At 72.3% G+C, this 20,258-nt stretch carries 19 protein-coding genes and 1 riboswitch; of the genes, 11 read left to right on the top strand and 8 right to left on the bottom strand.

The window, feature by feature from the left end:
* Positions 1–153: 153 nt before the first annotated feature.
* From cobN to ACFVW8_RS17160, 5 genes are all read right to left on the bottom strand, one after another.
* Positions 154–3,828, bottom strand: coding sequence for a cobaltochelatase subunit CobN (cobN, locus tag ACFVW8_RS17140; RefSeq protein ID WP_389690667.1), 3,675 nt, complete (start codon positions 3,826–3,828; stop codon positions 154–156).
* Positions 3,825–5,366 carry a cobyric acid synthase gene (locus ACFVW8_RS17145; protein ID WP_389690669.1) on the bottom strand — a complete coding sequence of 514 codons (1,542 nt, stop codon included), beginning with the start codon at positions 5,364–5,366 and terminating at the stop codon, positions 3,825–3,827. Before ACFVW8_RS17145 ends, cobN begins: the two co-directional genes overlap by 4 nt.
* Positions 5,363–6,436, bottom strand: coding sequence for a cobalamin biosynthesis protein (locus ACFVW8_RS17150; protein WP_389690671.1), 1,074 nt, complete (start codon positions 6,434–6,436; stop codon positions 5,363–5,365). The genes ACFVW8_RS17145 and ACFVW8_RS17150 overlap by 4 nt, the downstream gene beginning before the upstream one ends.
* Before the next feature lie 144 nt (positions 6,437–6,580).
* Positions 6,581–6,713, bottom strand: a riboswitch (cobalamin riboswitch).
* A 158-nt stretch (positions 6,714–6,871) separates the two neighbouring features.
* Positions 6,872–7,105: a hypothetical protein gene (locus tag ACFVW8_RS17155; protein ID WP_389690673.1), complete on the bottom strand. Its 234-nt coding sequence runs from the start codon at positions 7,103–7,105 to the stop codon at positions 6,872–6,874.
* A 12-nt stretch (positions 7,106–7,117) separates the two neighbouring features.
* Entirely contained in the window at positions 7,118–8,395 is a 1,278-nt protein-coding gene (locus ACFVW8_RS17160; RefSeq protein WP_389690675.1) for an inorganic phosphate transporter, read from the bottom strand.
* A 235-nt stretch (positions 8,396–8,630) separates the two neighbouring features.
* Here ACFVW8_RS17160 and ACFVW8_RS17165 point away from each other — a divergent pair, with 235 nt between their 5' ends.
* The 3 genes from ACFVW8_RS17165 (at position 8,631) to ACFVW8_RS17175 (ending at position 12,028) form a co-directional block, all read left to right on the top strand.
* Complete coding sequence (locus ACFVW8_RS17165) at positions 8,631–9,344, top strand: class II aldolase/adducin family protein (protein ID WP_389690677.1); 714 nt, start codon at positions 8,631–8,633, stop codon at positions 9,342–9,344.
* 77 nt (positions 9,345–9,421) lie between these two features.
* A complete protein-coding gene (locus tag ACFVW8_RS17170) occupies positions 9,422–10,549 on the top strand; it encodes an alpha/beta hydrolase (protein ID WP_389690679.1) in 1,128 nt (375 codons plus the stop codon).
* Between the two features lie 183 nt (positions 10,550–10,732).
* Positions 10,733–12,028: a hypothetical protein gene (locus tag ACFVW8_RS17175; RefSeq protein WP_389690756.1), complete on the top strand. Its 1,296-nt coding sequence runs from the start codon at positions 10,733–10,735 to the stop codon at positions 12,026–12,028.
* 81 nt (positions 12,029–12,109) lie between these two features.
* Here the strand turns inward: ACFVW8_RS17175 and ACFVW8_RS17180 are convergent, their stop codons facing one another.
* Complete coding sequence (locus tag ACFVW8_RS17180; protein WP_389690681.1) at positions 12,110–12,520, bottom strand: VOC family protein; 411 nt, start codon at positions 12,518–12,520, stop codon at positions 12,110–12,112.
* Positions 12,521–12,652: 132 nt separating this feature from the next.
* Positions 12,653–13,543, bottom strand: a complete 891-nt coding sequence (locus tag ACFVW8_RS17185; RefSeq protein ID WP_389690683.1) for a neutral zinc metallopeptidase — start codon at positions 13,541–13,543, stop codon at positions 12,653–12,655.
* Positions 13,544–13,850: 307 nt separating this feature from the next.
* Here ACFVW8_RS17185 and ACFVW8_RS17190 point away from each other — a divergent pair, with 307 nt between their 5' ends.
* From ACFVW8_RS17190 to ACFVW8_RS17200, 3 genes are all read left to right on the top strand, one after another.
* Complete coding sequence (locus ACFVW8_RS17190; protein ID WP_389690685.1) at positions 13,851–15,449, top strand: ABC-F family ATP-binding cassette domain-containing protein; 1,599 nt, start codon at positions 13,851–13,853, stop codon at positions 15,447–15,449.
* A 377-nt stretch (positions 15,450–15,826) separates the two neighbouring features.
* Positions 15,827–16,048 carry a helix-turn-helix domain-containing protein gene (locus tag ACFVW8_RS17195; RefSeq protein WP_007263382.1) on the top strand — a complete coding sequence of 74 codons (222 nt, stop codon included), beginning with the start codon at positions 15,827–15,829 and terminating at the stop codon, positions 16,046–16,048.
* A gap of 153 nt (positions 16,049–16,201) precedes the next feature.
* A complete protein-coding gene (locus ACFVW8_RS17200) occupies positions 16,202–16,993 on the top strand; it encodes an enoyl-CoA hydratase/isomerase family protein (RefSeq protein WP_389690687.1) in 792 nt (263 codons plus the stop codon).
* 53 nt (positions 16,994–17,046) lie between these two features.
* On the opposite strand, the gene ACFVW8_RS17205 is transcribed toward ACFVW8_RS17200, so the two are convergent.
* A complete protein-coding gene (locus tag ACFVW8_RS17205) occupies positions 17,047–17,787 on the bottom strand; it encodes a hypothetical protein (RefSeq protein ID WP_389690689.1) in 741 nt (246 codons plus the stop codon).
* A gap of 95 nt (positions 17,788–17,882) precedes the next feature.
* Between ACFVW8_RS17205 and ACFVW8_RS17210 the strand changes: the two genes are divergently transcribed.
* Genes ACFVW8_RS17210 through amaP form a run of 5 tightly spaced genes read left to right on the top strand, consistent with a single transcriptional unit; the run spans position 17,883 to position 20,225 of the window.
* A complete protein-coding gene (locus tag ACFVW8_RS17210; protein ID WP_389690691.1) occupies positions 17,883–18,377 on the top strand; it encodes an Asp23/Gls24 family envelope stress response protein in 495 nt (164 codons plus the stop codon).
* Positions 18,378–18,407: 30 nt separating this feature from the next.
* A complete protein-coding gene (locus ACFVW8_RS17215; RefSeq protein WP_136330255.1) occupies positions 18,408–18,599 on the top strand; it encodes a hypothetical protein in 192 nt (63 codons plus the stop codon).
* The gene (locus ACFVW8_RS17220) at positions 18,596–18,958 is read left to right on the top strand and encodes a hypothetical protein (protein WP_389690693.1); all 363 of its coding nucleotides are present in this window, start codon (positions 18,596–18,598) and stop codon (positions 18,956–18,958) included. The genes ACFVW8_RS17215 and ACFVW8_RS17220 overlap by 4 nt, the downstream gene beginning before the upstream one ends.
* The gene (locus ACFVW8_RS17225; protein WP_389690695.1) at positions 18,955–19,641 is read left to right on the top strand and encodes a DUF6286 domain-containing protein; all 687 of its coding nucleotides are present in this window, start codon (positions 18,955–18,957) and stop codon (positions 19,639–19,641) included. Before ACFVW8_RS17220 ends, ACFVW8_RS17225 begins: the two co-directional genes overlap by 4 nt.
* Complete coding sequence (gene amaP, locus ACFVW8_RS17230) at positions 19,638–20,225, top strand: alkaline shock response membrane anchor protein AmaP (RefSeq protein ID WP_389690697.1); 588 nt, start codon at positions 19,638–19,640, stop codon at positions 20,223–20,225. The genes ACFVW8_RS17225 and amaP overlap by 4 nt, the downstream gene beginning before the upstream one ends.
* Positions 20,226–20,258 lie beyond the last annotated feature (33 nt).

Consider the following 20,258-nt stretch of genomic DNA (forward strand, 5'->3'; position numbering starts at 1 on the left):
GCCGGGGGGGGGGCGGGGGGGGGGCCGGCGCCCCCCCCCCCCCCCGGTTACGGGAGGAGTGGGGTCTCCCCTGCTCGAACGAAGTTGAGAGCTTGGGGACGGGCCAGGGGAGAAGGCCCGCCGCAGGCGCCACGCCCACCACGCGCACCCCGCTCACTCGTCCCCCTCCAGTTCCCCTTCGAGCTCCAGATACGTCGCCCGCAACCGCTCCAGCGTCTCCGCGTCCGGCTCCGCCCAGAGCCCCCGCTCCGCCGCCTCCAGCAACCGCTCCGAAATCCCGCGCAGCGCCCACGGGTTGGACTTCTTCATGAAGTCCCGGTTCTCCGGGTCGAAGACGTACTCCGCCGACAGCCGCTCGTACATCCAGTCGTCGACCACCCCCGCAGTCGCGTCGTACCCGAACAGGTAGTCCACGGTCGCCGCCATCTCGAAGGCGCCCTTGTACCCGTGGCGCCGCATGGCCGCCATCCAGCGCGGGTTCACGACCCGCGCGCGGAAGACGCGGTGGGTCTCCTCGCCCAGCGTCCGCGTCTTCACCTGATCCGGCGTGGCCGAATCCCCCACGTACGCCTCGGGCGACTCACCGGTCAGATGCCGCACCATGGCGACCATGCCGCCGTGGTACTGGAAGTAGTCGTCGGCATCGACGAGGTCGTGCTCTCTCGTGTCCACGTTCTTCGCCGCCACCGCGATCCGCCGGAACGCCGTCTCCATGTCGCCGCGCGCCGCCCGGCCTTCGAGCCCGCGCCCGTACGCGTAACCGCCCCAGACCGCGTACACCTCGGCCAGGTCCGCGTCCGACCGCCAGTTGCGCGCGTCGATCAGCGGCAGCAGCCCCGCCCCGTACGCGCCGGGTTTCGAGCCGAAGATGCGTGCCGTGGCCCGGCGGCGGTCGCCGTGCTCCGCCGTGTCCTCGTCGGCGTGCGCCCGTACGTAGTTGGCGTCGGCCGGCTCGTCCAGCTCCGCCACCGCCCGTACCGCGTCGTCGATCAGCCCCACCACGTGCGGGAACGCGTCCCGGAAGAAGCCGGAGATACGGACCGTCACATCGATGCGCGGCCGGCCCAGCTCGCTCACCGGCACCACCTCGAAGCCGGTCACCCGGCGCGAGGCGTCGTCCCACACCGGGCGGCAGCCGAGCAGCGCCAGGATCTCCGCGATGTCGTCGCCCTGGGTGCGCATGGCGGAGGTGCCCCACACGGTCAGGCCGACCGACTTCGGGTAGTCGCCCGTGTCGGCGAGGTACCGGGCGATCAGCGAGTCGGCGAGGGACTGGCCGACCTCCCACGACAGCCGGGACGGGATCGCCTTCGGGTCCACGGAGTAGAAGTTGCGCCCGGTCGGCAGCACGTTGACGAGCCCGCGCGTGGGCGAGCCCGAGGGACCGGCCGGTACGAAGCCGCCGTCCAGCGCCAGCAGGATGTGATCGATCTCGTCCGTCGTACGGGCCAGCCGGGGGACGACCTCCTCGCAGGCGAAGCCCAGGACGGCGACGGCGTCCGGGAGTTCGAGGCCCAGCACCTCCCCGACCAGACCGGCCGCGGCAGTCACGTCCCAGCCGCGCGCCTCCATGCCCTCCGCGAGGCGGCGGCACAGCTGCTCCAGCAGATCGATCGCGTCCGCGCCCGTCCGCGCCGGACCGTCCACCAGCTCGCTGAGCTCGGCGGGCACCTTCACGGCCGCGCCCGGCTTGCCGAGCAGCTCCTTCTCGCTGAGCCCGAAGTGCTCGGCGATGGCCGCCCGCAGGCCCGGCAGCGCGTTCGCCGTACCGCCCCACACCTGCGAGGCGCGCAGCACCGCGAGCACCAGGTTGACCCGGGCCTCGTCGACCGGGCCGCCGCCGAGGATGTGCAGACCGTCGCGGATCTGGACGTCCTTGATCTCACAGAGGTAGCCGTCGATGTGCATGACGAACGAGTCGAATTCGCCGTCGTCGGGCTGCTCGTCCACATGCAGGTCGTGGTGCAGCTCCGCGGCCTTGACCAGTGTCCAGATCTGCGCCCGCACCGAGGGAGCCTTGGTCGGGTCCAGATCGCTGACCAGCGCGTATTCGTCGAGCAGCTGCTCCAGTTTCGCCAGATCGCCGTAGGTGTCGGCGCGGGCCATCGGCGGGACGAGGTGGTCCACCACCGTGGCGTGGCCGCGGCGTTTGGCCTGGGTGCCCTCGCCCGGGTCGTTGACGATGAACGGGTAGATCAGCGGGAGTTCGCCGAGCACCGCGTCCGGGCCGCAGCCGGCGGACAGGCCGAGGCCCTTGCCGGGCAGCCACTCCATCGTGCCGTGCTTGCCCATGTGGACGACGGCGTCCGCACCGAATGTGTTTTCCAGCCAGCGGTAGGTGGCCAGGTAGTGGTGCGAGGGCGGCATGTCCGGGTCGTGGTAGATCGCGATCGGGTTCTCGCCGAATCCGCGCGGCGGCTGGATGAGCACCACCACGTTCCCGAACTGGAGCGAGGCGAGCACGATGTCGTCGCCGTCCAGGTACAACTGGCCCGGCGGCTCGCCCCAGTGCTCCAGCATGGAGTCCCGCATCGCCGGGTCCAGCTTCGCGAACCACGCCTGGTAATCGGCCAGTGGCACCCGCGCGGGTGCCGCCGCGAGCTGCTCCTCGGTGAGCCACTCCACGTCGTGGCCACCGGCGTTGATCAGGCGGTGGATGAGCTCGTCACCGTTGTCCGGGTGCCCCTCGACGCCGTAACCGGCATCGCGCAGCGCGTCCAGGACGCGGACCGCGGAGGCGGGCGTGTCCAGGCCGACCGCGTTGCCGACGCGGGAGTGCTTGGTGGGGTAGGCGGTGAAGACGAGGGCGAGCTTCTTCTCGGCGTTGGTCTTGTGCTTCAGCGCGGCGTGCCGCACGGCGATCCCGGCGACGCGGGCGGCCCGTTCGGGGTCGGCCCGGTACACCGGTACGTCGTCGGGTCCCTGCTCCTTGAAGGAGAACGGGACGGTGATCAGCCGCCCGTCGAACTCGGGGATGGCGACCTGCATGGCGGCGTCCATGGGGGAGAGCGCCGCGTCCGACGCGTCCCAGGCGGCGCGCGAGGACGTCAGGCACAGCCCCTGGAGCACCGGCACGTTCAGATCGGCGAGCGCGCCGATGTCCCAGGCCTCGTCGTCGCCCCCGGCCGAGGCGTCCGACGCGCGGGTGCCGCCGGCCGCAAGGACCGTGGCGACCAGCGCGTCGGTCCGGCCGAGCAGCTCGTACAGGGCGGGGTCCGCGCCGCGCAGCGAACCGCAGTACACGGCAAGCGCGTTCGCGCCGCGCGCCTCGACGGCGTCGCACAGGACATCGACGAACGAGGTGTTCCCGGAGAGCTGGTGCGCCCGGTAGAAGAGCACCCCGACGGTCGGCCGGCCCTCGATGAACTTCCGGTCGCCGTGCACCCCCCACTCGGGCATCTTCTGCGGTTCGGCGAAGCCGTGCCCGGTCAGCAGGACGGTGTCGGAGAGGAAGCGGGCCAGCTCCACGAGGTTGCCCGGACCGCCCTCCACCAGGTAGCGCAGCGCCTCGGCGACCACACCGGCCGGTGCGGAGGACTCGGCCATCAGCTCCGCGTCCGGCACCGCCTCACCGCCGAGCAGCACGGTCGGGATGCCGGACGCCTTGAGCGCCGCGAGTCCGTCCTCCCAGGCGCGCTTGCCGCCCAGCAGACGGACGACGGCGACGGCGGATCCCTCGATCAGCGCGGGCAGTTCCTCCTGGACGTCGATACGGGTCGGGTTGCCGATCCGGAAGGGTGCGCCCGAGGCGCGGGCGGCGAGGAGGTCGGTATCGGCGGTCGACAACAGCAGCACGGGGCTCGGCGGGGCGGTCGGCGGGGCGTTCATGCGAGTGCTCCAGGTGCTCCGGGGGCGATGAAGGGAAGGCCTGCCGGTGCGCCCGACTCGATGAGTCGCCACAGCGCATCGGTGTCCGCGTGTTCTTCGATGAGGTCGCCGAGCCGGTCGAGTTGTTCCTCGCGCAGCTCGGCGAAGCAGGTGTCGGGGGCGGCCACGAAGCGGCGGCCGGCGGTGTGCGCGATCTCGGTCAGGAAGCGCCGGCGGAAGACGTCGCTCTCCAGCGAGCCGTGCCAGTGGGTGCCCCACACGGCGCCGGACCGGCAGCCGTCGAGCGGCTGCCCCTGCCCGTCGGTGAGGAACGGCTCGCCGCCGCGCACATCGGCGACGCCGTGGTGGATCTCGTACCCGTCGACGGGGGCGCCGAGCGCCTCACCGGCCGGCCGGGCGAGGGTCTTCTCGCGGTCGAACCGGATGCGTACGGGCAGCAGTCCGAGTCCGTCGACGTGCCCGGCGCGCGACTCCACCTCGTCCTCGATGTGTTCGCCGAGGATCTGGTAGCCGCCGCAGATGCCGAGGACGGGGCGCCCCTCGTCGGCGCGTCGCAGCAGGGCGTCGGCGAGCCCGCGCTCGCGCAGCCAGGCGAGCGCCTTCACGGTGCCGCGGGTGCCGGGCACGATGACGAGGTCGGCGTCGTGCAGTTCCTCGGCGCGGTCCACGAACCGCACGACGACGCCCGGTTCGGCGGCCAGCGCGTCCACGTCGGTGAAGTTGGACATCAGGGGCACGGCGCAGACGGCGACGCGCAGGATGTCCTCGCCGTGCGGCGGGGCGAGGACCGACTCCCGTACGGTGCCGCGCATCGACACCCGCAGGCCGTCCTCCTCGTCGATGCCGAGACCGTGGGCGTACGGCAGTACGCCGTACGTCGGCCGTCCGGTGAGACCGAGCAGCATGTCAAGGCCGGGTTCCAGCAGGGACACGTCGCCGCGGAACTTGTTGACCAGGTAGCCGGCGATCAGCGCCTGGTCCTCGGCGGCGAGCAGTGCGGTCGTGCCGAAGAACGAGGCGAAGACCCCGCCGCGGTCGATGTCGCCGACGACCACCACCGGGAAGCGTGCCGCCCGTGCGATGCCCATGTTCACGATGTCCGTGCGCCGAAGGTTGATCTCGGCCGGACTGCCCGCCCCCTCGCAGATCACCGCGTCATACGTGCCCCGAAGCTGCTCCAGGCAGTCCACGACGGTGGACAGCAGCGTTTCCTGCCGGCCGCCGTGGTAGCCGCGCGCACTCATCTCGCCCACCGGACGCCCCATCAGGACGACCTGGCTGGAACGGTCGCTGCCGGGCTTGAGCAGCACCGGGTTCATCAGCGCGGTGGGCTCCACCCGGGCGGCCTGGGCCTGCATGGCCTGGGCGCGGCCGATCTCGGCGCCCTCGCGGGTGACGAACGAGTTCAGGGACATGTTCTGTGCCTTGAACGGTGCGACCTTCACGCCCCGGCGCACCAGCCAGCGGCAGATGCCCGCTGTGACGACGCTCTTGCCCGCGTCCGATGTGGTCCCGGCGACCAGCAGTCCGCCGCTCATGGCGCTCTCCGTCCTGAGGCACGAGGCCCTGCGGTACGGGGCTGTGCCGTGCGAGGTCCCGCGGTACGAGTTCCTGCGGTACGGAGTCCTTTCGCACGCCGCCCGGTGGTGCGGGCTCCCGCGATCCGGCGTGCGGCGACGGCCGTGCCCAGGCGGGCGGCCACGCTCACGCCGAGGGCCAGCACGCCGACGCGCCGCGAGAGCCGTACGGCACGCTCGATGTCCTCGGTCTCCACGGCCCGGCCCGTCTCCCCGTTGAGCACCGGGCGGTGCTCGACGCGGCCGCCGTAGGCGAGGGTGCCGCCGAGCCGTACGCCGAGCGCGCCCGCGAAGGAGGCCTCCACCGGACCGGCGTTGGGGCTCGGGTGCTTGGCCGCGTCCGCCCGCCAGGCCCGCAGTGCGCCGAGGGGCCGCCCGCCGGCGGCGACGGCGAGCAGAGCCGTCAGCCGTGCGCCCGGCCAGCCCGCGACGTCGTCCAGGCGGGCCGAGGCCCATCCGTAGCGCAGATAGCGGGGTGACCGGTGACCGACCATCGCGTCGAGGGTGTTGGCGGCGCGGAAGCCGACGAGCCCGGGGACCCCGCCCATCGCACCCCACACCAGGGCGCCCACCACGGCGTCCGAGGTGTTCTCGGCGACGGACTCCACCACGGCGCGGGCGATCCCCGGCCCGTCCAGGGACTGCGGGTCGCGGCCGCAGAGACGGGGCAGCCGCTCACGGGCCAGGTCGATGTCCCCGGCCGCGAGGGCGCCGCCGATGGAGCGGGCCTCGCGCCCCAGCGACGTACCGCCGACGACGGACCAGGTGGCGGCGGCGGTCAGGGCGACGGATGCGGCGGGTCGGCGGCGCAGCGCGCGGGCGGCCAGCGCCGCGCCACCCGCGGCGCCTCCGGCGCAGACCAGGGTGTGCAGCGCGCCCCACCCGCGGTGGTCGCGCCACAGACGGCGTTCGACGCCTGCCGCGGCCCGCCCGAAAGCGGCGACCGGATGTCCCCGGCGGGGATCACCGAGCAGCAGATCGCCGATCAGACCGGCCGTGGCGCCGTACGCGAAGATGCGATCGGCACGCACGGTTCAGCCGGCCGTTGCGCCTCGAAGGACCTTCGTACAGAGGACTTCTGGAAGGGGCGGCACAGATACGGACGCACGGCGGCCGGGCATGGCGATATGTCCTCACTCAGGGTCCGCGCCCTGGTTCGACGTGACCGGCGACGAGAGTCTCCTGGCTCCCGGATCCGCAGTTCCCCCGGCCTTCCAGTCCGCTTGCGTGGACCGTGACTTCCGTTGGTGGGGGACTGCTCCCCGGTGACAGTGGCGGGACCGCGCCGGATTCGCACCGGCTTCCTCTGCTGTCGCCGTAATTGGCTCCGGCAGTCCACCACGCTCTGCGAACGCCCGTCAACCTGCCGTTGACCTGCGGCGGTGCAGTGTGCTGAGACGCACATCGGGCCGGACGCACACGAGGTGCGTCCGGCCCGATGTGATGGATCGGTCGGAGGCCGCGGTTCAGGCGACGATCAGATAGATGCCGTACGCGACCGCCGCCGCGCACAGCCCGAAGCAGACGTACGCGCCCGCGCGGGCCAGCATCAGGGACCCGCCGGCCCGGCCGTCCTGTGCGGCCGGTTCGGGCTGCCTGGAGAGGCCGACGATGCCGAGGGTGAAGAGACCCACCAGGGCGACGGTGGCGACGAGGGAGACGCCGAAGACGGTGCCGAGGGCTGCCCAGTCGATGTTCATGCGGGATCTTCCTTACACCGTGGCAGGTCGTGCCGGGTCGGCTACGGACGGGGCCGGGATCGTGGTCTTGAAGTCCTGCTGTGCCTGGGCCGCGGTGGGCGGCGGGCTGACGGCCGCGATGGCGGTGGTGACGACGCCCGCGGGTTCGGCGTCCGGGGTGGCCGGAGCGCCGTCCTGGGCGCCGGGTGCGACATCGTCCTGGCCGACCGGCTTGCGGCGGGACAGGATCCAGATCGCTCCGGAGCCCGCGATCAGCAGTACGGCGACGAGCACGACACCCCAGGTGCCCTGCTTGGTGAGGTACTCCGCCCCCGCGCCGACCAGACCGGCGGCCGGCAGCGTCAGACCCCAGGCGACGAACATCCGGGTGGCGGTGGACCAGCGGACCACACCGCCCCGGCGGCCGAGACCGGCGCCCATCACCGCGCCGGAGCAGGACTGGGTGGTGGAGAGGGAGAAGCCGAGGTGCGAGGAGGCCAGGATGACCGTGGCCGCACTGGTCTGGGCGGCGAAGCCCTGCGGCGGCTTGAGCTCGGTGAGACCGCTGCCCATGGTGCGGATGATGCGCCAGCCGCCCAGGTAGGTGCCGAGCGCGATGGCCATACCGGCGCTGATGATGACCCAGACGGGCGGGTTCGAACCGGGGGAGAGGACTCCGCCGGTGACCAGGGCCAGCGTGATGATGCCCATCGTCTTCTGCGCGTCGTTGGTGCCGTGGGCGAGGGAGACCAGCCCGGCGGAGGCGATCTGTCCGGCGCGGTAGCCCTTGGCGGTCGCCTTCTCCTGGGCGCCGCCCGTGACCTTCCCGCCGATCCGGTACGTCAGCCTGGTGGCCAGCAGCGCGGCCAGTCCGGCGACGATGGGGGCGGCGACCGCGGGGAGCAGCACCTTGGTGACGACGGTGCCGCCGTCGACGGACGACCAGCCGGCGGACATCACCGCGGCCCCGATCAGACCGCCGAAGAGGGCGTGGGAGGAGCTGGAGGGGAGCCCGACCAGCCAGGTCAGCAGGTTCCACAGGATGGCGCCGACGAGCGCCGCGAAGATGACCTCGGTTCTGAGGCCGTTCTCATTGATGATCCCGCCGGAGATCGTCTTGGCGACCTCCACCGACAGGAACGCGCCTACGAGGTTGAGAACGGCGGACATCGCCACCGCTGTCTTGGGTTTGAGTGCGCCGGTCGAGATGGTGGTGGCCATCGCGTTGGCGGTGTCGTGGAAACCGTTCGTGAAATCGAACACTAGAGCTGTCACGATCACAATCGCGAGCAGCAGCGTGATGTGTTCCATTTACCCAGGCAATCGTTCGACGGCAGTGGCACGTGGAACGTAGGCAACCTGAGTGAACGGAAGATGAACTGAGAAGGGCGTTGCGGTGACTCCGATCGGAGTGCCGCCGCTCCGTTTGACCGGCGCGTGACAACGCCGAGCGAGCGGAGGGCGGTGCGGGCCCGGATTCCGGGGCCGGGACGACCTCTCGGGGAGGCGGAATCATGGGCTGCTCATCAGTGGAAAGGATCTTCGTATGAGCGAGCAGCGACGCGGACCGGTCGAACGGGCCCGGGACATCGAACAGATCCAGGACATCGAGTACGCCCGGGACATCGAACAGGCCTGGGGCGCGGTCGTCTCCACCGCCCGCAGGACGGCGAGCGAGGGTCTGGTCGTCGGGACCTCGGGCAATGTGTCGGCCCGGGTCGGCGCGACCGTCCTGGTCACCCCGAGCGGTGTGCCGTACGACCGGCTCCGCCCCGAGGATGCGGTCGGTGTCGATCTGGAGGGCAACCGGGTCCTCGGCGAACTGGCCCCCACCAGCGAACTGCCGCTCCACCTCGCCGTCTACCGGAACACCGGCGCGAACGCCGTGGTGCACACCCACGCGGTGCACGCCACAGCCGTCTCCACGCTGGTCCCCGAGGTGCCGCCGATCCACTACGCGGCCGCCCTGCTCGGCGGCCCCGTCCGGGTCGCCGCCTATGCCCGGTACGGGAGCGACGCCCTGGCCGGGAACATGCTCGCTGCCCTGCGGGACCGCACCGGCTGCCTGCTCGCCAACCACGGGACCGTCACCTACGGCTCCACCCTCGACGAGGCGTACGACCGCACCGCCCAGCTCGAGTGGCTGTGCCGCCTCTGGCTCGCCGCCAGCGCCGTCCCCGGCCGCTCCCCGGCCCTGCTCACCCCGGACCAGCTGAGCGACGTCGGGCAAGCGCTGAAGGGCTACGGACAGCCGGGCTGAGCCCGCCGTGCGCGCGACCGCCACCGGACGGCCCCCGCCCACTGGCCGAGCGGGGGCGCGGCCCTGACACTGAAGCCGTGCGCCCGGCTACAGCGACGGCAGCAGTCGTCACCTCCATCCTCGGCGCCGGTGCGGCAGCGGTCGCGGCCGGCCGGTACGCCAGCGACGTCGCCCTCGGGGCGCCGCCCGGCCGCCCCTTCCCCGCCGACCGCAGACTCACCGTGCACGCGACGGCGGCCGGGCAGGTCACCCTGACCCGGTCCTTCGCCGCGCTCAGGCCCGGTACCTACGGGCTGACCGGGGACGGCGTCCACGCCGTCGTGGGCCCGGTCATCGACCAGGCCCACCAGGCGGCCGACACCGTGGTGCGCCGGCTGGTGCGCGTCAACCGCGGCACCCTGCTGCCCGGGGCGAAGGTCCGTCTCACGCCCGAGCTGTACAGCGGCGACCCCGCCACGGCCCTCGGCCTCGGTCACCGCGACGTCGAGATCCCCGGCGAACTCGGCGCACTGCCCGCCTGGTTCGTGCCCGGCGCCCGCGACACCTGGGTCATCACCGTGCACGGCATCGGCACCACCCGGGAACACCCGCTGAACGTCATGGGCTTCCTGAACCAGCAGCAGCTGCCGGTGCTCGACCTCGCCTACCGCGGCGACGCCGGAGCCCCGCGCTCCCCGGACGGCCTCAGCCACCTCGGCGAGTCCGAATGGCGCGACCTGGACGCGGCCATCCGCTTCGCCGTGCGCTACGGCGCCGAGAAGGTCGTGCTGCACGGCTGGTCCACCGGCGCCTCCATGGCCCTGCACGCCTCGGCCAACTCCGCGCTCAGGGACCGGATCTGCGGCCTCGTCCTCGACTCCCCGGTGCTCGACTGGGCCGCCACCCTGCGCGCCCTGTCCTCCGCCCGCGGGGTGCCCTCCGCCCTGCTGCCCCTCGCCGTCCGCGCGGCCCAGGGGCAGACCGGACTGCACGGCGCCCGGCTCCTGGACACCTCGCTGCCCCGCACCCTGCACGTCCCGACGCTGATCTTCCACGGGCCCGACGACACCCTGGCCCCCTGGCTGCCCTCCCGCAGGCTCGCGGCCCGCCGCCCCGACCTGGTCGCGCTGCACGAGGTGGCCCAGGCTCCGCATGCGGCGATGTGGAACGCCGGCCCGGACCACTACGAAGAGACGCTGCGACGCTTCCTCACGCCCCTGATGTGACCTGATGTGCCGCTTCGGCCGGTTGCTCCGGACGGTGCGGACGCCCCGGAGTACCGGTGATCCGGGTTCCGTTTGGGCTTTCGGGCTGTCAGAGGCAAGACTGCTCCCGTGACGTCCCGTACCCCGCGCGACTCCAGGCTGCGACTTGTCCGCCCGCGACCCCTCGCCACCGCTCGCAAGGCTGTGATCACCCGGCGCACCAGGCCGGCTCCCCGCCCGCCCGAGGGCACCCCGCCCCGGGCGGAGCTGGCCCGGCAGGCCAGGACGGCCCTCGCCGACGCCGTGCGGATCGCCCGGTGGGCGGCCGGCGGCTCCCGCCCGGGCACGCCGCCGCTGGCCGCCCAGGCACTGGAACGGGCCGCTTCCGAGCTGCAACTGTCCCCGGACCAGGTGCGTTCCGGCTGGGACCGGGCCCGGCTCGCCGGTCTCGTCGAACTGCACGGAGAGACCGCACGCCCCGGCTGGCGGCTGCGCGCCTGGGACCGCGACGACTCCGCCGTGCTCCGTGGCTGGGTGGCGCTCTTCGACGCCTGGTCGCTCGTCCACCCGGCGCCGCAGGACATCGAGTCCACCGCGGTCGCCGAGGCCGTCGAGGCCGTGCCCCAGGTGCTCTCCCTCCTCCAGCTCTCGGCGGGCCCGGTCACCGTGCCCGCTCTGCTCGACCTGCTCGGCCAGCGCGTCGCCGAACTCCACGAGGAGCGCTGCGAGGTCCCGTACGGGCCGCAGCCGCTGCCCGCCCCCGCCGCCCACCCCGAGGCGCTGGTCGCTCTGCTGCTGGACTGGGCCCTGGAAGGACTGGCCGCGGTCGGGGCGCTCACCCTCGGCTCCGGGCACGCCACCCTCACCCCGCTCGGCAACTGGGCGGTCTGGGTCAAGCTGGAACAGATCTGCGTCGCCGCCCAGAGCCCCGCCGGGAACATCGAGCAGGCAGCCGCCGACATGCTCCTCGGCTGCGCCCGGCTCACTCCAGGCCCTGCCCGTGCCGAATACCGGGCCTGGCTGGCCGCCCGCCCCGTCGGCAGCGCCGTGGCCGAACTCCTCGCAGTGGCCCGGGGCGAGGACGCGCTGCTGCGCGGGCTCGCCTTCGAGGCTCTCCGAGTCGTCGGCGCACCCGCCGAGCCCGAGGTGCGCTCCGTCGTCGCCGACCCGTCGCTGCGGCCCTACGCGCTGCTCTGGCTCGCCGAGTACGACGGGGCCGACCCCGAGGACGCCCAGGAGGTGCTCAGCCGCGAGGAGGCCACCTGGCTCTGGGTCGACACCGCGGCGGCCGTGGCCGACCACGGTGAGACGGGGCTGCTGGTCCGCCACCTCGACTCGGCCGTACAGGGCACCGTCCCGGCCCTCCTCGACGAGGTACGGGCCGTCGGCCATCCGCGCACCGTCCAGGTCCTGGTGGCACTGGCCGCGGCGCACCCCGACCCCGCGCTCGCCAAAGCGGTCCGCAAGGCGGCGTTCCAGGTGCACACGGGCGGAGCCTGAATCGTCCGGCCGGCCGCCGGGGAGACCCACGGCCGGCCGGACCGGACCAGGCCCCGTGAGCCTGGCGTGATCCGACAGCCCTTAGCCCGCCGACCCCGGGGCGTACGTCCCGAAGCTCCAGACATTGCCCTCCGCGTCCCGCGCCATGTAGTCCCGCGAGCCGTAGTCCTGGTCGGTGGGCGGCATCAGGATCTCCACCCCGTACTCCACCGCCCGCGCATGGTGTGCGTCGATCTCGTCGACCACCACGTAGACGCCGGCCGGACCGGATCCCCGCATCGCCTTGGCGAAGATCCCCTCACGGCCCTTGGAGCCCAGCATCACCCTGCCGTTCCCGCAGGACAGCTCCGCATGCAGCACCGTGCCGTTCTCGCCCTCGTACACCGCTTCCTCGGTGAAGCCGAGACCCTCCGTCAGCGTCTTGATCGCGGCCTTCGCGTCGTCGTAGAGGACCGTCGGGTAGACCGACGGGACGCCTGCGGTGCCTGCCATCGCACTCACCCCTTCCTGTGTCGCCCGGGCGCTGGTACCTGACTCGCATGTGATCCGTGTCTCAGTCTTCCACCGGGCACTGACAATGCCCTGCCGGGCGCCGGGCCCGGAGGTGTTCTCCCAGGTCACACGTCAGCCGAAGGTGTTGCAGTCGGCCATGTCACCGCTGTGGAAGCCGGTGGTGAACCACTGCTGCCGCTGCGCCGCCGAACCGTGCGTCCAGGACTCCGGGGTGACCCGGCCCTGGAACTTCTCCTGGATCCGGTCGTCCCCGACCGACGCGGCCGCGTCCAGCCCGTCCCGGATGTCGGCCCGGGTCAGCTCGGTGACCAGCGGCCGTCCTGTCGACTCGTCCGGTGTGGTCGTCGCGTGGTGCGCCCAGACCCCTGCGTAGCAGTCCGCCTGCAGCTCCACCTTCACCGCGTTGCTGTTCTCGCCGGTCTGCCCGTCCTGTGCCCGGCCCAGCGTCCCCATCTGGTTCTGCACGTGGTGCCCGTACTCGTGCGCGACGACGTACGCCTGGGCGAACGGCCCGCCGCTCGATCCGAACTTGGTCCGCAGCTCGTCGAAGAAGCCCAGGTCCAGATAGACCTGCCGGTCCCCGGGGCAGTAGAACGGCCCCACGGCCGAAGTCGCCGAGCCGCAGGCGGTGCTGATCCGGTCGGTGAACAGGACCGTGCGGGCGTTGCCGTACGTCGCGTCGCGCCGGGTGAACTCCTGCTTCCAGTAGTCCTGCACGCTGTTGACCACTGCGACGATCCGGCAGTCGTCCTTGCTGTTGGCGTCCCGGCCGGTCCGGCAGTCCTGCTCGACCTGGGCGGCCGAGGACGCGGTGGCGGTCGTGCCCGAGTCGCCCGAGGAGAGGCCGAGCTGGTCGGGGCCGACGCCGAAGAGAAGCCCCAGGATCAGTGCGATCACCCCCGCGATACCACCGCCCACGGTGGCCTTGCCGCCCGGGATGCGGCTGCCGCGGACATCCCGGACCTCGGACGTGTCCAGATCGGCGTCGTCGTCGAACTGCATGGCACCACCCTCTGCTCGCCCGCGGCTGCCGATCGGCCCAGGGATCTGTCCGGCTGATCGGACAGGCCTTGACCGAGTATCGAATAAGTCACACCGCTATGCCCCTTTTTGCCCACGCGGTGGAGCTGATCACGGGCGCTGAGCGAGCTTTCGGCAACTGCGGTGGGAGCACGCGGAAAAGTGGTTGGACACCGCCAGTAGACTGGTCCTCATGGCAACCCTCCTTGTGCGTGTGCGTGAGTAGCGGCGTCGAGTCGTGAATCGCTAGCCGTTCCTCCGCTGTCCATTCCGCCCTGGAGTTTTCCCCGTGATCACCGCTTCCGGCATCGAGCTGCGCGCCGGCGCCCGCATGCTCATCGAATCCGCTTCCTTCCGCATCGCCAAGGGCGACCGCATCGGCCTCGTCGGCCGCAACGGCGCGGGCAAGACCACCCTCACCAAGTGCCTCGCCGGCGAGGGCACCCCCGCCGGCGGCACCATCACCCGCTCCGGCGAGGTCGGCTATCTCCCGCAGGACCCGCGTACCGGCGATCTCGACGTGCTCGCCCGCGACCGCGTCCTCTCGGCCCGCGGCCTCGACGAGACCCTCCGCAAGATGCGCGAGAACGAGGAGCGGATGGCGAACGGCAAGGGCGCCACCCGCGAGAAGGCGATGAAGAAGTACGAGCGCCTGGAGACGGAGTTCCTCACCAAGGGGGGATACGCCGCCGAAGCCGAGGCCGCCACCATCGCCGCGGCCCTCAGCCTGCCCGACCGGGTGCTCGGCCAGCCGCTCCACACGCTCTCCGGCGGTCAGCGCCGCCGTGTCGAGCTGGCCAGGATCCTCTTCTCGGACGCCGACACCCTGCTCCTCGACGAGCCCACCAACCACCTCGACGCCGACTCCATCGTCTGGTTGCGCGACTACCTCAGGAGCTACCGCGGCGGCTTCGTCGTGATCTCCCACGACGAGGAGCTGGTCCAGACCGTCGTCAACAAGGTCTTCTACCTGGACGCCAACCGCTCGCAGATCGACGTCTACAACATGGGCTGGAAGCTCTACCAGCAGCAGCGCGAGGCCGACGAGAAGCGCCGCAAGCGCGAGCGCCAGAACGCCGAGAAGAAGGCCGCCACCCTCAACGCCCAGGCCGACAAGATGCGCGCCAAGGCCACCAAGACCGTGGCCGCGCAGAACATGGCCAAGCGTGCCGACCGGCTGCTCTCCGGCCTGGAAGCCGTACGGGTCTCCGACAAGGTCGCCAAGCTGCGCTTCCCGGACCCTTCGCCGTGCGGCAAGACCCCGCTGATGGCGGAGGGCCTCTCCAAGTCCTACGGGTCGCTGGAGATCTTCACCGATGTCGACCTGGCCATCGACAAGGGCTCCCGGGTCGTCATCCTCGGCCTCAACGGCGCGGGCAAGACCACCCTGCTCCGGCTGCTCGGCGGCGCGGAGAAGCCGGACACCGGCGACATCATCGAGGGCCACGGGCTCAAGCTCGGCTACTACGCCCAGGAGCACGAGACCCTCGACCCGGACCGCTCCGTCCTGGAGAACATGCGATCCGCCGCGCCGGACCTCGACCTCGTCGCCGTCCGCAAGACGCTCGGCTCGTTCCTCTTCTCCGGGGACGATGTGGACAAGCCCGCCGGAGTGCTCTCCGGCGGGGAGAAGACCCGGCTCGCCCTGGCGACACTGGTGGTCTCCTCCGCCAACGTGCTCCTGCTCGACGAGCCCACCAACAACCTCGACCCGGCCAGCCGCGAGGAGATCCTCGGCGCGCTGCGCACGTACAAGGGCGCGGTCGTCCTCGTCACACACGACGAGGGCGCGGTCGAGGCGCTCCAGCCCGAGCGGATCATCCTGCTGCCGGACGGCGTCGAGGACCTGTGGGGTGCGGACTACCGGGATCTGGTCTCGCTGGCCTGAGCCGGTACCGCCTGCCGCCCACGCGGCGGCCGGGCCGAGGGCGCCGTCGCCCGCTGATCCACTCGCACTGGATCATTCGGCCTACACGTGATCCATCATCTGCGTGAGTACGTCTCGTACCTCGGCGCGGCGCCCGGCAGATACCTGCCGGGCGCACTCATTTCGGCCCGCAATCCCCTTGTGGCCCTGACCTGGACGTTCTTTCGGAGTCGTTTCCCGCAGGTCTCCACAGCCCCCATGGAATGCGGGATTCCGGTCGGCCCGGCGCACTCCCGGGGCGCGAATCCGGTTGCACTGACCTTGCCGAATGGGTGGCCAGGAAGCTCTGGAGGGGTGATCATGAGAGTCCAGAGCGCACTTCCCACGAGGAGGCACGGGTGGCCGAGACTCTGAAGAAGGGCAGCCGGGTAACCGGCGCCGCGCGCGACAAGCTCGCGGCAGACCTGAAGAAGAAGTACGACTCCGGTGCGAGCATCCGGGCGTTGGCCGAGGAAACCGGCCGCTCCTACGGATTCGTCCACCGGATGCTCAGCGAGTCCGGAGTGACGCTGCGAGGACGCGGCGGCGCGACACGAGGCAAGAAGGCCGCGGCGGCCTGACAGGCGTCGGCGGATCGGAGCAGGTCGCCGTACCTGCTCCGGGGTTCCACCGGTTTCGGTGGTGGCCACCCGGTCGGCCGTGCGGTCGACCGGGTGGTTACTGTTCAGTCACTTAGCTTCATGTGCTGACTGCACCCGATCCGGAGGCACTCCATGACCTCGCACGACTCCGTGCTCGACAAGGACGGCGTACGACTCACCGTCGATGACGCGATTGCCACGGTGACCCTCACCAATCCGGCCAAGCGCAACGCTCAGTCCCCCGCTCTGTGGCGGGCGTTGACAGAGGCCGGACGGGCCCTGCCCGGCAGCGTGCGGGTTGTCGTTCTGCGGGGCGAGGGTGTGTCCTTCTCCGCGGGTCTCGACCGGCAGGCGTTCACCCCGGAGGGGTTCGACGGCGAGCCGTCGTTCCTCGACATGGGGCGTGGCCCCGAGGCCGAGCTCGACGCTGTCATCGCCGAGTACCAGGAGGCGTTCACCTGGTGGCGCCGCAACGACATCGTGTCGATCGCGGCTGTCCAGGGGCACGCCATCGGCGCGGGCTTCCAGCTCGCCCTCGCCTGCGATCTGCGGATCGTCGCCGAGGACGTGCAGTTCGCCATGCGCGAGACCAGCCTCGGGCTGGTGCCCGACCTCACTGGAACGCACCCCCTGGTGCACCTGGTGGGGTACGCACGCGCGCTCGAAATCTGTGCCACCGGCCGCTTCGTGCACGCGGCCGAGGCCGAGCGCACCGGACTGGCCAATCTGGTGGTACCCGCCGATGAGCTCGACGGAGCCGCCCGCGACCTGGCCGGCGCCCTGCTGGCCGCACCGCGCGACGCCCTCGTCGAGACCAAGGCCCTGCTGGCCGGCGCCGTCTCGCGGACGTACGAGGACCAGCGCACCGCTGAACGGGCCGCACAGGGCCGTCGGCTGCGTGACCTGGCGGGCATGCTCGACTGACGTGCCACCCGGCCGGAGGCGCACCGCCTCCGGCCGCACCGCCGCGCCCGGCTTCAGCCCTCAGGCGTGCCGGGCGCACCCGGCTGTGCCGATTCTCCCGTTGCTGCCGTCACCGCCGTGACCAGCACCGCGACCGGTGGGTGCCCGTCCACCGCGTCCGCCACCGCGGCCCGTACCGCGCGTGCCACGTCGAGGGCGCGGTGGTCGCCCTCCGTCGCCAGTTCGACGCGTACGTGGTCCGCACCCGTGTGCACCGCCGCGCCCAGTACCCGGGTCAGCGTGGCGACACCGGCCACCCCGGCTGCCGCGCGGCCCGCCGTGTCCTCAGGTTCCGCCGCACGCACTCCGTCGGGTGCCTGGTCCGCCTCCTCCGGCGCGGTGTCGAGCAGCTCCGTGACCCGGAGGTCCACCTCGGCGACCACCAGGCCGAGCCGCGAGGCCGCAGCCAGCAGTGCCGAGCGGAGTGCCGCAGCGGCGATGGGCAGCGGCTGGTCCGCCGTCGCCGCCATGGTCGCCTCGATCCGCAACGGGCCCGGCGGCAGCGCGCTCGGCGGGGACGGCACCTGGGGATCGGGCGCCGCCGCCGGATCCGCCACCGCGATCCTCAGTTCCCCGAGCACCGGCCCCGGCCCGGGACCGCGCACCGCCCCGCGCAGCACAGCGGCCGCGGCCCGTTCCGAGATCCAGGCCCCGTCCGCCGGACCACCCAGAGGGAGTAGCCGCCCCAGGCCGAGTCGTTGCCGAACCGCAGCCGTCCATCCGTCGGCCCTGTGCGGGCTGTCAGCCGTCGTCATCACCCCAGCCTGCCGCATCCACGGCGCGAGTCGGGGCAAGCGCACCTAATGTGGGCAATGAAGTCCAGCCCTGCCCCCCGAAGGGAAGAACGGCGATGACCGAGACCCCACAGCGGAACCGGCCCGAGAACCCCGACACGGACGCGACGGGTGGCGACGGCAGGAATGCGCCACTGACCAAGCGCGGCGGTGGGGACCCCGCCACCCGCGGCCGTACGACGATCGCCGATGGCGTGGTGGAGAAGATCGCCGGCATGGCGGCCCGCGACGTGGTCGGTGTGCACGCGATGGGCAGCGGCCTCTCGCGCACCTTCGGCGCGGTGCGCGACCGGGTGCCCGGTGGCGGCAAGTCCGTCACCCGTGGTGTGAAGGCCGAGGTCGGCGAGTCGCAGACCGCCCTCGACCTGGAGATCGTCGTCGACTACGGCGTGTCGATCGCCGATGTCGCCCGTGATGTACGCGAAAACGTGGTCGCGGCGGTCGAACGGATGACGGGTCTCGAAGTCGTCGAGGTCAACATCGCGGTGAGCGATGTGAAGCTGCCCGACGAGGACGACGACGAGGACCAGCCCGAGCCACGACTCCAGTAGTTCTCCGTCCGAGGTAGTTGAGGAGCGCAGATGAGCATGGCTGTGGTCGGCATGGTGGCGGGCATGGCGCTCGGATTCGCCGGATATTTCGGCGGGTTCGGTGCCTTTCTGCTGGTGGCCGCCCTGGGGGCGATCGGCTTCATCGCCGGTCGCTTCCTCGACGGTGATCTTGAGCCCGGCGACTTCTTCCGGAGTCGCGATCGCGGCGACCGACGGCGGTGACGGCCGTGTCGGGGGCGAGCGGCCGGGTCGCCGCCGCGGAGCGGGGCGAGACCCGGATCGCCGACCGGGTGGTCGCGAAGATTGCCGCGCAGGCGGCCAAGGAGGCCGTCGACGAGCCGGCGGACGACGGCGCGTCGCCGCGCGCCACGGTCACCGTGCACCGGGACACCGCACGGGTACGGGTGAGTCTGGAGCTCGGGTACCCCAGTGACATCGGCCGCCAGTGCGGCGCGGTGCGTCACCGGGTCGCGATGCGGGTAAAGGCGTTGGCGGGGATGGAGGTGCCCGAAGTGGCCGTACAGGTCGAGCGCCTGCACCCCTCAGGAGCGAGCCTCGCGGCGCAGGGGAGGATCCGATGACCGAGCCCCAGAACCCGGAACACAGCACGCAGCGTCTGCCCACGGTCGAGCCGGTGGCCGGCGGTGACGTGCTCGAACTCGACCAGTCCGCCTCGGGTGCGTCGTACGAGCCGGTGCCGTCCAAGGAACGGGGCGAGGGCGGCTCCGGCCGTTTCTGGTCCGCACGCCGCATCCCGGCGGCCGTCCTGGCCCTGGTGGTCCTCGGCGGTGCAGGGCTGCTCCTCTACGACGTGGCTGCCGTCCGCGCCGACCACCCCGCGATGCAGTGGCGCCGCTCGCTGGCCGACGAGCTCGCCCGGCGGCCGCTGGACGACGTCTGGGTGCTCACCGGTGCGTCGGTCGCGGCGGCCATCGGCCTGTGGCTGCTCGCCCTCGCGCTCACCCCCGGCCTCCGTGACCTGCTGCCGATGCGTCGCGACCGCCCGGACGTACGGGCCGCGCTCGACCGGACCGCAGCCGCGATGGTGCTGCGCGACCGGGCCGTCGAGGTGTCCGGAGTGCAGTCGGTCCGGGTCGCGATGAGCCGGCGCAAGGCGAAGGTGCGGGCCGTCTCCCACTTCCGTGAACTCGACGACGTACGGGCCGATCTGGACACCGTGCTCACCACGGGCATCGGGGAACTCGGACTGACCCGGCCGCCGGGCCTGTCCGTCCATGTCCGCCGACCGGCGAAGAAGGGGTGAGCGGCGTGCTCAGAACGGTCAACCGGGTACTGCTGGGCCTCGCCGGACTGGTGCTGGTCTGCGTGGGCGGCGGAGTACTGGCCGCCGCCCTCGGACTCTCCGTACCGTCCTGGTGGCCCTGGTACGGCAAGCACGACGTACTGCTCAGCCGGGCCGACCGGTACCGCTGGCGCGCGGACGGCTGGTGGTGGCCGACGGTGATCGCGGTTCTGGCCGTGCTCGTCGTGCTCGCGCTGTGGTGGCTGCTGGCCCAGCTGCGCCGGGCCCGCCTCGCCGAAGTGCTGGTGGACAGCGGGGACGGTGAGGGCGCGCTGCTGCGCGGCCGGGCCCTGGAGGGGGTGCTCGCCGGGGAGGCGGGTGCCCTGGACGGGGTGGCCCGCGCCCAGGTCGTCCTGACCGGCAGACGCAGCACGCCGCAGGCCAGGATCAGGATGCTGATGGAGCCGCACGCGGCGCCCGACGCGGCGGTGGGCCGGCTGGCCGACGAGGCGCTCGCCCACGCCCGGGACTCGGCGGGGCTGGAGCGGCTGCCCGCCGAGGTACGGCTGAAGGCGGTCAAGCACCGCGCGGAGCGGGTGAACTGACGGACGGTACGGATCGCGGGGCGGGCCGGGGCA

The sequence above is a fragment of the Streptomyces sp. NPDC058221 genome (assembly GCF_042882365.1).
Classification (GTDB): domain Bacteria; phylum Actinomycetota; class Actinomycetes; order Streptomycetales; family Streptomycetaceae; genus Streptomyces.

Bases quoted from the DNA above. Each gene is read 5' to 3' on its own strand.
- ACFVW8_RS17180 (WP_389690681.1), bottom strand. From the start codon at position 12,520: ATGGCAGGCACCGCAGGCGTCCCGTCGGTCTACCCGACGGTCCTCTAC.
- ACFVW8_RS17225 (WP_389690695.1), top strand. From the start codon at position 18,955: ATGACCGAGCCCCAGAACCCGGAACACAGCACGCAGCGTCTGCCCACG.
- ACFVW8_RS17215 (WP_136330255.1), top strand. From the start codon at position 18,408: ATGAGCATGGCTGTGGTCGGCATGGTGGCGGGCATGGCGCTCGGATTC.
- ACFVW8_RS17205 (WP_389690689.1), bottom strand. From the start codon at position 17,787: ATGACGACGGCTGACAGCCCGCACAGGGCCGACGGATGGACGGCTGCG.
- ACFVW8_RS17145 (WP_389690669.1), bottom strand. From the start codon at position 5,366: ATGAGCGGCGGACTGCTGGTCGCCGGGACCACATCGGACGCGGGCAAG.
- ACFVW8_RS17185 (WP_389690683.1), bottom strand. From the start codon at position 13,543: ATGCAGTTCGACGACGACGCCGATCTGGACACGTCCGAGGTCCGGGAT.
- cobN (WP_389690667.1), bottom strand. From the start codon at position 3,828: ATGAACGCCCCGCCGACCGCCCCGCCGAGCCCCGTGCTGCTGTTGTCG.
- ACFVW8_RS17210 (WP_389690691.1), top strand. From the start codon at position 17,883: ATGACCGAGACCCCACAGCGGAACCGGCCCGAGAACCCCGACACGGAC.
- ACFVW8_RS17200 (WP_389690687.1), top strand. From the start codon at position 16,202: ATGACCTCGCACGACTCCGTGCTCGACAAGGACGGCGTACGACTCACC.
- ACFVW8_RS17155 (WP_389690673.1), bottom strand. From the start codon at position 7,105: ATGAACATCGACTGGGCAGCCCTCGGCACCGTCTTCGGCGTCTCCCTC.
- ACFVW8_RS17165 (WP_389690677.1), top strand. From the start codon at position 8,631: ATGAGCGAGCAGCGACGCGGACCGGTCGAACGGGCCCGGGACATCGAA.
- ACFVW8_RS17160 (WP_389690675.1), bottom strand. From the start codon at position 8,395: ATGGAACACATCACGCTGCTGCTCGCGATTGTGATCGTGACAGCTCTA.